This window comes from Shewanella sp. GutDb-MelDb (assembly GCF_002836075.1).
Taxonomy (GTDB): Bacteria; Pseudomonadota; Gammaproteobacteria; order Enterobacterales; family Shewanellaceae; genus Shewanella.
On the sequence record NZ_PJBM01000183.1, the window covers coordinates 1 to 11,059 of the forward strand.

The following is an 11,059-nucleotide window of genomic DNA, read 5'->3' on the forward strand; positions in this document are numbered from 1 at the left end:
AATCGATTTGTGGTCAATAGAGGGCGTTATGTCGGTAATAGCAATTGGTTTTTTGGTGCTGTTTTTTGGGATCGCTTTTATGGGAATGCCCGATCTTAATCGTACGCTTAAGCTGCACGATAGAGAGCAGTGGAATGCTTTGTTAGGATCTCAAGGTACCTTTATGGCGTCTTTCGATCGGTTAACATTGTTTAGCTGGACCTTGAGTCGTCGGTTTGAGATCTCTGATAATATCGATATTCAGTACGCTGGCCACCAAGCTTTTAAGCAGGCGACTCGGGTTAAATACACCATGTTACTCGGCATATCTCTGATTATTATTGGTTTTATAGCCTCTTTTTTTGGATATTAGTTGGCAGAAGAAAAAAGCCGCAAGCTAAGTTACGTTGCAGCTTTGATGAGCATTTAGTCTACAGCAACCATAACATTGCTTGCTTTAATGATCGCGTAAGCCTCGCCACCCACAACTAGACCTAGTTGTTGACAAGACTTCTTAGTCACAACTGAAGTGATCTCAACGCCAGGCGCCAATTCAATAACAACTTCATTATTAACTGAACCTTCATCGATAGATTTAATTTTGCCACTTAGGGTATTACGTGCGCTGATTCTCATGGATTAATTCCTTTGGTATATGAAGGCTAAATTATACGTTGTAATGGCTTATCTCGATATTTTTAAAGCATAGGCGTTACAATTGTTTGAAGTAAATCGCAAATTGCTAATAAATTGCAATGTTATTTTTACTGATGTGACTTTACTTTTTAAGTGGCTGTTATTAATCGACTAAAAATGTAGCGTAATTGTTTTGTGCTGTATTAGGTTAGCAAGTTTAATTGATTGCCCACGGCAGCTATTCCCTTTGTTATTGACGAGGCTGCTGCCTGCTTTTCCAAAATGTACTCTCTGGCCAGCGCTGCTCCTCACTATAAAAATAAGCTTTTTGAGCGAGATATTGGATGAAGTTATTACCAATATTATTGCGGTATTGGTTGATGGTCTGAGCGTTGTTATCTAACCAATCGACAATCGCATCGGCGGCATCGATACCATTTTTAAGTGCTTTGTAGATCCCTTGTGAACTAATAGGGTCATAGACTGAGGCGGCATCGCCGACGGTTAACCAGTGTTCTGCTGCGGGGGGATTCATTATGGCCGATTGAGCCACCCACGTATGCAAACTGCTTGGGGTTGATTGACTTATAATCGGCTGAATATGTTGCGTGAGCTGCATGGCTTGTTGCCAAGAACGGGGGTCTTTTAGGTGTTTGTCTTTCACAGTTTGAGGATCGGTTGCGACGGTTACTATGACCTTGTTATTGGGCAAGTGAGCTAAATACCACCAGCCATAATCGACGGCTTCAAGCAGTGTCATTTGGCGATAACTGTTTGCAGATATAATGTCGCTAGAGTCAAAGTATGCGCTGACGGCCACCAGTTGATCTTCAATTTTTGCTTTAGCATTAAACTGGCGTGCCACTTTGGCGCTGCGACCCGTAGCGTCGACAATAAAGCGACACCTTAGCTGAGCATTGTTACGCAGCAGGACTTTGATCGGGTAGGCATGTTGCTCACGTACAAGGCTGGCAAAATGGGTGTTTTTTAACAGTGCGCCTCCTCTTTTTTCCACCTGTAAAGCTAAAAATTTATCGAAAGCGCACCGGTTTAAATGCCATCCATGCCCTTGCGGATTAAAGAGATAGTCGTTAAAGCCTAATTGATCACTGCCCCAGCTTGAATAACTGCCTAAGCAGGGAGCGTGTTTTTGTGCTGTAAACGCGTCCCAGATCCCTAGTTTTTCTAACAGTTCACGGCTATCGGGTGGAATGCTCTCGCCGATACGAGGCGCTGTGTAATCACTGGCCTCGATGACGAGCGTATTTTTAACCCCTAGATTGTGCAAAGCAATTGCTGTCGCACAACCCGCGGGCCCCCCTCCGACGATGATGACGTCATAGAGTGGTTTCATCGATTATCCCTTTTTATTGATGGCAGTTTCGTTCCCAGCCAGCATGGGCCAGGGTGTGGGTTCTTTTAGGTTTGGCGTAGCCCCGGTGAGCTTACTTTCAACTTCTAGGTAAACGTTGTCGGGGTAGCTGTTGCCATCGTTAATAGTGGTGGCTTGCACTATTACGCCGATGTCACTCCACTTTTCGAGCATTTGGCGATAATCCCAGAAGCGTCCCGCATTGGCGAGATTGCCGCTATCATCAGGACTATTTTCGCCAGGCACTGTGCCTTGACCTCTGACAGAGTAGCGCTGTGGTGGTAAACCATGGCGGTCTTTCTCTATCTGCAGGTTTTGATAATCTTCGGCGGTGTAAACCGTGACGGGTCGCTGCGCCGGCCATGACCAATACAGGGTTTGCGAGTCTTGAGTATTGGGTGATGATTGATGAATGGCGCAGGAGTTATAGTCTGCATGCCAAGGCAGTGCCATAAACTTGGTGGCATCGCCTGGCTCTAGTCCTAAATACTCGACTTCTTCATGACGCGGGATCCACCCGAGTGTTAGTAAAGGGGTGCCATAGCTGAGTTTTTGGTTGATCACGCCAGCGTAATTGAGCGCTTTATGATGGATCCTAAACGGACCTGCGCCTTGCTGCCAGTCAGTGATATACAGGCTCGGCTCTCGAATGATCCAAGTCATGTCAATGCCAGGACTAAAACGGCCGCCTAAGCAGTTTTGCAGCGTGGCGCGATCAAGGTATTCACCTTGGCCTAGTGGGTTGTCGTTTACCTTTTTATATTGATGATTCGACCAGCAGTGTAAGAAGTGATACTGAGTGACCGTAGGGCTTAAAAACGGTTTTCCTCCTGCTGGGCTTGAATCGCCTAAGGAGAGCGGCATCAGTGGTGCACCGACATCAATCGATTGCGAGCGCCAGCTCGCTTGCTTACCATCATTTGGCTGACGGATATAAGCGAGTCCCGCTAAGATGGTTTCGTCTGGATTATCATCGGCAGTTATGCTGTCCACGCTATTGTGGGCATCAATGGCAAAGCCGGGTAGGTAGGCATTCCATAGCTGCTGGGCGGTGGCTCTAAAAAGCGGTTTAATATGATCATCAAAGGCGGGTTTACAATCAGGGTTAAATTGTCCATCGCTAAATACCGTGGGCTCCAAATTGAGTTCACGTAAGAAGACGTCATACGCTTCGTCGAAAAGTGATACTACATTCAGGGTTTGCGGGGCATAGCTTGGATCTGTCACCACCACCCATCCGCCAAAGGCCGATTCTGTAGTGCCATCGTCAAAAACCAAAGTGGCATCGACTGGGCCGTCAGAGGTGTCGTCAAACCATTGGTCGTTGTTTACCGGGTTATTGAGTAGCGGAATATTGCTAGCATCGAGTTGCCACGCATTACTCCGTCCATAGCCGCCAGCGACAATAAGGCGGCCGTCGCTGTCGGTTTCCATTTCGCCTAAACTTTCGATGCGCCCTTGAGGAGTAATTAGCTTGACTAGTTTCTGGGATTCCTCGGATAGATCGGATTTGTCGGGAAGCTCGAAGTGCATATAGGGAAACGACTGTGGATAATGCGGCAATGGCACTATTTCACCTTTTTGTTCAATGCTTGCGTGCTGTTCTGCGGTGAATTCTGCCTTGCTACAGGGCCCCTTTATTGCTCGGGGGCCAGCATCAATAATGAGTTTTTTCAGTCGGCCAGTATTGTAAGGATCGAGTCCTTCACGGAGGTTTCTTAAGGTGGGAGTTTTACCGTTGTCGTACGCTACCGCGCCATGATCATCGTCATTGGCAAACCAGCTGCATTTCTTGTTGGCTAGATGCACACTCCAAACAATATCGACCACTTTCTTACCGTTAATCACGCTACCGATTTTTATCTCTTCGCCATTTTGGGCTGGGTACTGGTTAACGTCTTTGGAGGGGTAAGCAAAAATACGAAAGCGCGCCGCCTGACGTTTAAATGCGCCGCAGTGGTCGCGAAACTCAGAGCTGTTGATAATGCTGTCTTCAGTGCCGGGGCGAATTGGCAAGCCGCCTGTCGTCATATCGCCAGGTTTACCGGGTTGCGGCATCGCTGCAATAGATTCTGGCGCGAGGTAATACTCATTACTGTTACCTACACGGGCAATACCAATGGCAGGGTGAATTTTAAAAATTGACTGAGTCATGGTTATTGCTCCTGTTGATTTGATTGACTAGAGAAGGTCGGTGGCACACCGTTTTCCCAGCATGCGGCAATAGCTGCACCGACTTTGTACATAGTGGTACCAAATTCGGCTCCAGCACTTTGCTGTACTTGTTCGACCGTTATGCCGTTCTCTTTAGCCAACTGCTGTTGGTAGATGGGGTTAAATACGATGTTCATTAGCTGCAGGAAGTGGCCAAAATGGCTAATGAGGATTTGTTGGTTTTTACGCCCACGCGGGCTGCCGAATGTCAGTGGAAAAGTCGCTGGTAATGCTTGCTTACGTAAATAGGTAAACTTTTGAAAGTGATCCCAGTAGGGTTGAATATCATCGACTTGGTTTTGATATTCTGGCGCTAACAGCTTCTGTTGATAGTCTTCGTAGCGCTGATTAATGGGTTTATCGGCGTCGCAGCAATCATGGGGCCAATCTGCACCTTCGCCTTGTTCGACAATCAAATCAATTAGTCCGCCGACTTGTACTAGCCCTTTGCTACCACTCTTGGTGACGGTGAGCGATATTACGTCTGGATAGGTAGAGGTAAAGTGGGCGACTTGGTTGTTGTCGGCGATGATACATTCACTGAGCATGGCGGCCCCTTCGCGGATTGCTTGATAGACTTCGCCTATCGAGCTGTACTCTGCTGCATTTGGACCTGACGGCGTGGTACTCGATTCACCAGGGCATTCAATAATGCACATAGTGTTAATACGCAGTGCATCCATCGGCCCAATTTCAGTGCTGTATGGGGTATATACATCGGTAGGTCGATTAGGGTTATTCTTAAAATCCAAGTGGGGGACTTTACCACCATAGTGCGGTGATCGAATCAGTAGATCACAGCCATAGGCGTTGGCAATATTGGCCGCACATTGCATGTGCAGCATCTCTTGATTGACGACTGAACGCACTATACGCCTTGCTTCAGATGCTTGGTCGATGACCGAGTACATTGCCGACATGTAATACGGAATGGTATAGAGTTCAACGTCGACAGCCCATTGTAGATGTTCTCTTAGGGCCTCAATAGTCCATGGGTTTTGGCTGGTTATCTTGTTGGGATGCACCATAGTTCGGCTTTTGAGTAGATCTTGCTGCGATCTCATCCCGAGAAATTGAGTAATACTCATAACGTTAGTCCTTTTTCGTTCGCGACATATTCTGCTGTTGTGACACCATAGGGAGTGGGGCGTTTTTGACTGCCGATGAGTTGTAAAAATGGTGGCTGTTCAGTAATGCTTAACATTGAAAATGTATCAGTAGCGGATTGGATTGCCACCGGATTAGAGAGGGGGACTTCTGCCGCCGCCGCATAGGCGCTGGCCATTGCGGTGGCGGCGGAAATAAAGATGACAATTTGTTTTTTTAAATAGCCTTTTTTGATTGGGCTGCGTTGTGTTCTCTTAAAGTACATGACGATATGCTCCATATTGTGTCAGTTGACATCCGGTGTTAACTGGATTGCTTTTTACTCGGTTTACTATTTTTTAATGGTTTAGTTTTAATGATTTAGTGTCGTTAAATTTGGTTAAAAATACCCATCTCTATAAAATACCTGCGCCACATTAACCACAGTTCTTCAATCGTCTGAGCTGTGCCTATTTGCTGTTGAATCAGTTGATCTTTACTGGCTTTGATTGACTGGGTTTGTTGCAGTTGCTTGAGAAAACAATACTGAGTAGCGTTTAAATCAATAATCCCGAGTCGATAGTTTCTTCTAAAGACGGCAGCAAAACTGGGTTCTGGCAATGGCAGCGGCGGTTGTTGGTTGTCGTTACAGCTGCGGTAGTAGTTGCAGATGGGGTAACTTAGCTTAAACACTTGCAGCACTGGGACTAACTGCAGCTGTTGATCCTGGGTCTGTTCGTCTGCTTGGTTTTGCTGCGGATCGGCAGGGTAGCCAGTGGCTTTGGCATCAAATAGATGATTGAGTGCAATTTCGAACTTTGCTAGCTCAATCATAAAGTCTGGCCAATCTTCTTTTATCTCCAGCTCTGCATCTGGTCTAGTCTGCTGCAGAAAATGGGGCAAGTTATCCCCGAGATTATTGAGGGTGTAACTGTTCGAAGGCGATGTCTGTAAATACTGAGTCGCGAACAATGCGAACAGTTCGTCACCGAGTGCATATTTGAGTGTGGGGAATTGACTGGCCATACACTGCTGTAGCCTAAGAATGTAGCTGCGTTGGTAGATCCCAACATGCGCTTGCGCCGACAGTTTGTGTGAAGAGACGATCTCATTACTGATGAATGCATTTAACGCTGGCTGCATTGGCTGCGTCAGTGCATCCAGCATACTTTGCTGTATTTGGGGCAAATTTTGCGGCGTTAAACTGCTCATTTAATACCTTGAGTTGCGGCTAAATGAGGCTTTGAAATCATAAAGTCAATGGGGTTTGAAACAGCAGCAGTGCTAATTTCGGTCTCATTGATATGGGGTTCGGTAATGATGTTTGAGATGTTGCTCATATACTGTTTAGCTTTGAGTAACTCTTGATGATAGGCAGAGAACGTGGGGATATTGCCATCCCACTCTAAGCAGGTGGCACAGCCTTGGGTGCGTTGCCAAGCCAAATTAAACAGTTGCCACACAGCATTTGTTACCGGGCTGTCGTGCGTGTCTATGATGTAGTCACCGCAGTGCTGGTGGCCTGCGAGGTGCATCTGCACTATTGATTGATGCGGTAGGCCTTCGATGTACTCAATAGGGTCGAAATCATTATTGAAAGCTGACACAAATACATTGTTGACGTCGAGTAACATACCGCAACCCGTTTGAGCGGTGAGCGCGCTAAAGAACTCCCACTCTGGTATGTGCGATTGGGTGTAACTTAAGTAGGTACTGGGGTTTTCTAGCACGATAGGCCGTTGTAAAAACGATTGCACTTGATCAACACGCTGACATACGTGACGAAGTGCTTCTGCGGTCAGTGGCAGGGGCAACAAATCGTGGCTATTGAGGCTTAAGGCGCCAGTCCAACATAGATGGTCACTCACCCAAGCGGGTTGCACTTCATCAATGAGTTGCTTTAACCGTTTAAGGTAGGTGAAATCTAGCTCGTCAGTACTGCCAATAGACAAAGATACACCATGCATTACTATGGGGTAATCTGCTGCTATCTGTCTGAGAACGTGGCGCGGACGTCCACCTGAATCCATAAAGTTTTCTGAGATAATTTCAAACCAATCGACCTTGGGTTTATTATCTAAAATCTCATTAAAATGCTGGCTTCGAAGGCCAAGGCCCAAGCCCAAATTTGGGCTTGCCTCGGTTTGACGATGAAAGTTAGGCATCATTATCTCTGATTAATCGTCGTTGAGTTTGTTGTTAGTGTTGCTGCACTCAGATTCAGCAAGTGTTTTAGAGCGTGATTCAATGCTACGTTCTACCAGTTCTTGAGTGTTCTGGGCTGGGTTATTAAACCCAAAGGAGCAGGATTTATCACCTGAATTGCCGCAAGAGTCATATTCACCAAATGACTCTAGCCATGCTTGAGGCGGGCCCGCGGGGAAAGGCGCTTGGCCTACATTACGACGAGATTTGTCCATGCGTTGTTGAAATAGTTCTCTAGCAAGTAACCAAACACTGTTGTTTTTATTCGCGCCGAGGGTACTGAAACGTTCTGCTTGAATGGGGGTGGCGCAACTTCCTTGCCATGAGCAGTCATTAGCGCCAGGTTTACACTGTTCTGCTGCATCACCAAATAAGCCACAGCCACCTTGCCCTGCACAGTTATTAAGCGTGTGGCACACATGAGTTTCTGTTGCGCAGTAGCCAGTGCCAGCGCAGGTATTGGTACCAAATCTGTCATGTCCACGGCAGGCATTTAACCCCATACAAGCATGTAACTCCAATGGTGTTGCTGTATTGGGCATATTTTTGTTTATAGGCTGGCTACCGCAACCATGACTTTGGATCTTATCGTTTAACTTAGACATTTCGTTATCCTCAATAGGGTTGGGTTAAGCCATTAATGGGGTATTTGATGGCTCAAGAAAGCCTTCTAAGGAGACATTGGGTAGGTCGAGAATACGCTGCTCAATGTAAGCTATCTTGTGAGTGCCCCCGACAGCTTGATTAAACAGTTCGATGATCTGTGACTTAGGACTAGAGGCATTGCTAAATCGATATTCTTCAAAGGTAGCGGTGGCAGTGTATTGCTGACCATCGGCGGCTATATACTTAAAGCCTGTCATTTCGCCGCAGAGCGAACTTAAGATCCAAAGCATGCTCTTATGGATCCCAAACATAAATATTTCGAACTGAGTGTGCTCGTCTGCGCGGTAGCAGGCCTGCGACATAATGAACAGATAGCTGTACATTGCATTGGTGAGGTTCGATACGGCTTGGATCGTGGCGGGGTAGTCAGGTGTTTCGGCGTTATCGGCAAAGTTGTAGACAAAATATTGCTCAACGTCCATCTTATCGCCAAATATGTTTTTAAACTCGGCGTTGATATTGATCAGCTCTTGTTGAAGTTGGTCAAATTTATAGTAGTGCGCGAGCTCATGTTCGGAATTATCATCATATCCGGTGCCAGCCCCTTCCCCTTGTTCCACAATGATCGCCAGCGCTGCTAGTGCACTGGCTTGGTCAACAACATGGATTAACCCCCCTGCATCGGCGGCATTTTCGTATACGGGGTTATGTTGTTTGTCGTAATAGATGGTGTCGATATTATTCTGTGCGTAGTAGCCACGGTTGGGAATAAGCTGCGGCCGTTCTGAGTCATAATATCCCTCATGGCAATAATACTCTTTGATACAGTCTTCAATGCCTTGATAGAAGAGCCCAATGGTGAGGTAAGGGATCGCTGTAACCTGCTTTAAATTCTTGTCGAAAGGTTTGGGGCTTTCAATCTTTTTGAAGGTTTCCAACTGCTCAGTGCTTAATTTCGCTCGATTGATAGGAAACTCTGGCTCGTGACCAGGAAGATAAGCAGGCCATTCACTTGGCGCTTGCCCCACCAGAACGGGGTTACCGAAAAGAGATTGTTTCACATTGGCAGAGAGCGACATATGCAGCATCTCCTCCACAACAACACTCATGATATTTGCGCCAGCTTTATTGGCAAAAACCATAATCTTGGCGGAAAGTTCCAGTGCTTGCTCCTGTGCTTTTTGTTGACAGGTTCCTTTTTTAATCAACAGCTTAGTGAATTCTTTTTCTAAATAGTCTTGTTTTGGCGTTCGATTGATAGAGTAGTAGGTTGATAAGTAGGCCGGAATGGTGGCGATTTCGATACCGATTGCTTGTTGCAGGGCTTCTTCCAAATTACCTTTAGTGATTTGAGTGATACCATCACCCATAATTGCTTGTGCCATTGTTAATTCCTTTTATACATTGCTAATTAAATTCATCTTAAAAAGTGTTTAGGCTTCTGCTGTTATTTTGGCTATGTCGAATGTTTGATCCGCTAGCGAGATAGAAGTCATTAACTAAAACTTAGGACATATTTGGCTTAGCAACCTTTCGGTAATCTTCTATTAAAATATTTTGATTATTAATCAGTTGGCTACTTCGTGCTTGAGTTGAGTCTTACGTTATTACTTAATGCAATTGGTATTGGTGTTCTGCCGCGGCATGTGGGGGCAAGGGATGTAGCGCATGTATTTTAATGCGCTACACGTTGGGCGTTAACCAATGGCTGGCGTGTGACCGCTGTGGGTTCTTTGTAAGTTTTTTAACAGCATATAGATTGACGTTGTTGTTAACACAAAGCCTAAATACAGTATTAAAGAGTGGGCTGAACGGCTACTGTGCTCGGCGACGATAGGACCGAATACTGATCCAACACTATAACTGAGTAGCATTAACTCGGTTGCAGCGACAATTTTTTCAACCTCTAAAGCATCGCAAGCTAGCGTGATTGCAATGGGGTAAAGCGCAAAGCAACTGGCACCTAAAACAAAGTAACTGATGCTGACTAGTGCAATCGAATTCCCCTCTAACACACCGACAATGCCTGCCGTTCCCAGTAAACAAAACTGTGCCATTAACAGGCTTTTACTGACTCTGATGGATAGATAACTCACCAGAGGTTGAATAAGCATGCCGCCCAGAATGATCAGCGCCATTAAAAATGCGGTTTTTTCAGTACTGCCAAGTTGGGTATTGATGTAGGTCGGCATCAAGCCATAAATAGGCCCAAGTAGCATACCTGAGACCAAGCAACCAATAATGGCTGGTGTGCTGATCTTTCTTGCTTGTCGAAGGCTAATTTTTTGGTGTTCAATAACCGCTGGCTGACCTGTTTTAATCAATAATGGTGGCAAAATAGCAATGAACAATAAACCGATAACACATATAAAAGGCGTTAATCCGCTGATACCAACAGGCCCGATGGCAAGTTGCCCTAATGCGCTACCGCCATAAAGGGATGTCATATATAAGCCTAAGCGCTTCGCTCTTTGTTTAGCGCTATCAGCCATCAACAACCAAGACTCTACGACCACGAAGACACCAGCCACCGCAATACCAGCGATAAAACGTGCTGCTAGCCAAACCCAAGCGGTTGGAAAAATTAGCATGAGTACTATGGTGAGAATTAGCAGTGATAGAAACATCACTAATGCGATACGGTGACTTGTTCTGCTAATGACTGACTGAATACAGGTGGTGCCGACTAAGATCCCTAAATAGAAAATACTTGCAAGCCAAGCAATGAGTGATGTGTCTATTTCGAACGACGTTAAAGACAAAGGGATAAGGCTCATGAGAAAGCCTGATGCAATAGCGAAAAAAGCCAGACCTGTCACCGGAGTGAACGTGCTGTTTTCTGATGTTTTAAAGGCAGATTTATCCACCTTGTACTCCTTAAAGTTATTCTTTTGCATGTTTGAATGCAAATTTGAGGCAGCGGATTTTATGCCTTTTCTGGGCAAAGTAAAGTTTATTTTT

12 protein-coding genes are annotated in these 11,059 nt (G+C 45.7%); 2 read left to right on the forward strand and 10 right to left on the reverse strand.

Features of this window, described 5'->3' with window-relative positions; all coding sequences use genetic code 11:
• On the forward strand, positions 1 to 352 hold a 352-nt coding region (locus CXF82_RS09150; RefSeq protein ID WP_257982755.1), incomplete at its 5' end, for a hypothetical protein.
• Positions 353 to 405: 53 nt separating this feature from the next.
• Here CXF82_RS09150 and CXF82_RS09155 read toward each other — a convergent pair.
• From CXF82_RS09155 to CXF82_RS09200, 10 genes are all read right to left on the reverse strand, one after another.
• Entirely contained in the window at positions 406 to 615 is a 210-nt protein-coding gene (locus tag CXF82_RS09155) for a TOBE domain-containing protein (RefSeq protein WP_101093521.1), read from the reverse strand.
• A gap of 250 nt (positions 616 to 865) precedes the next feature.
• The gene (locus tag CXF82_RS09160) at positions 866 to 1,969 is read right to left on the reverse strand and encodes an FAD-dependent monooxygenase (protein ID WP_102044061.1); all 1,104 of its coding nucleotides are present in this window, start codon (positions 1,967 to 1,969) and stop codon (positions 866 to 868) included.
• 3 nt (positions 1,970 to 1,972) lie between these two features.
• A complete protein-coding gene (locus CXF82_RS09165; RefSeq protein ID WP_219621779.1) occupies positions 1,973 to 4,141 on the reverse strand; it encodes a LodA/GoxA family CTQ-dependent oxidase in 2,169 nt (722 codons plus the stop codon).
• A gap of 2 nt (positions 4,142 to 4,143) precedes the next feature.
• A complete protein-coding gene (locus CXF82_RS09170; RefSeq protein WP_102044062.1) occupies positions 4,144 to 5,289 on the reverse strand; it encodes a ferritin-like domain-containing protein in 1,146 nt (381 codons plus the stop codon).
• A complete protein-coding gene (locus tag CXF82_RS09175) occupies positions 5,286 to 5,588 on the reverse strand; it encodes a hypothetical protein (protein WP_145991677.1) in 303 nt (100 codons plus the stop codon). The genes CXF82_RS09170 and CXF82_RS09175 overlap by 4 nt, the downstream gene beginning before the upstream one ends.
• 89 nt (positions 5,589 to 5,677) lie before the next feature.
• Entirely contained in the window at positions 5,678 to 6,499 is an 822-nt protein-coding gene (locus CXF82_RS09180; protein WP_102044064.1) for an HvfC/BufC N-terminal domain-containing protein, read from the reverse strand.
• Positions 6,496 to 7,452, reverse strand: coding sequence for an MNIO family bufferin maturase (locus CXF82_RS09185; protein ID WP_101093526.1), 957 nt, complete (start codon positions 7,450 to 7,452; stop codon positions 6,496 to 6,498). The genes CXF82_RS09180 and CXF82_RS09185 overlap by 4 nt, the downstream gene beginning before the upstream one ends.
• Before the next feature lie 12 nt (positions 7,453 to 7,464).
• Positions 7,465 to 8,097: a hypothetical protein gene (locus tag CXF82_RS09190; protein WP_102044065.1), complete on the reverse strand. Its 633-nt coding sequence runs from the start codon at positions 8,095 to 8,097 to the stop codon at positions 7,465 to 7,467.
• A 24-nt stretch (positions 8,098 to 8,121) separates the two neighbouring features.
• The gene (locus CXF82_RS09195) at positions 8,122 to 9,483 is read right to left on the reverse strand and encodes a ferritin-like domain-containing protein (RefSeq protein ID WP_102044066.1); all 1,362 of its coding nucleotides are present in this window, start codon (positions 9,481 to 9,483) and stop codon (positions 8,122 to 8,124) included.
• A 312-nt stretch (positions 9,484 to 9,795) separates the two neighbouring features.
• Entirely contained in the window at positions 9,796 to 10,965 is a 1,170-nt protein-coding gene (locus tag CXF82_RS09200; RefSeq protein WP_374702364.1) for an MFS transporter, read from the reverse strand.
• Here CXF82_RS09200 and CXF82_RS22560 point away from each other — a divergent pair.
• Positions 10,874 to 11,059, forward strand: a 186-nt coding sequence (locus tag CXF82_RS22560) for a hypothetical protein (RefSeq protein ID WP_257982757.1), incomplete at its 3' end; no start/stop codon positions are given. The genes CXF82_RS09200 and CXF82_RS22560 overlap by 92 nt on opposite strands.

Coding starts and splice junctions, on each gene's coding strand:
- CXF82_RS09155 (WP_101093521.1), bottom strand. CDS start 615: ATGAGAATCAGCGCACGTAATACCCTAAGTGGCAAAATTAAATCTATC.
- CXF82_RS09160 (WP_102044061.1), bottom strand. CDS start 1,969: ATGAAACCACTCTATGACGTCATCATCGTCGGAGGGGGGCCCGCGGGT.
- CXF82_RS09165 (WP_219621779.1), bottom strand. CDS start 4,141: ATGACTCAGTCAATTTTTAAAATTCACCCTGCCATTGGTATTGCCCGT.
- CXF82_RS09170 (WP_102044062.1), bottom strand. CDS start 5,289: ATGAGTATTACTCAATTTCTCGGGATGAGATCGCAGCAAGATCTACTC.
- CXF82_RS09175 (WP_145991677.1), bottom strand. CDS start 5,588: ATGGAGCATATCGTCATGTACTTTAAGAGAACACAACGCAGCCCAATC.
- CXF82_RS09180 (WP_102044064.1), bottom strand. CDS start 6,499: ATGAGCAGTTTAACGCCGCAAAATTTGCCCCAAATACAGCAAAGTATG.
- CXF82_RS09185 (WP_101093526.1), bottom strand. CDS start 7,452: ATGCCTAACTTTCATCGTCAAACCGAGGCAAGCCCAAATTTGGGCTTG.
- CXF82_RS09190 (WP_102044065.1), bottom strand. CDS start 8,097: ATGTCTAAGTTAAACGATAAGATCCAAAGTCATGGTTGCGGTAGCCAG.
- CXF82_RS09195 (WP_102044066.1), bottom strand. CDS start 9,483: ATGGCACAAGCAATTATGGGTGATGGTATCACTCAAATCACTAAAGGT.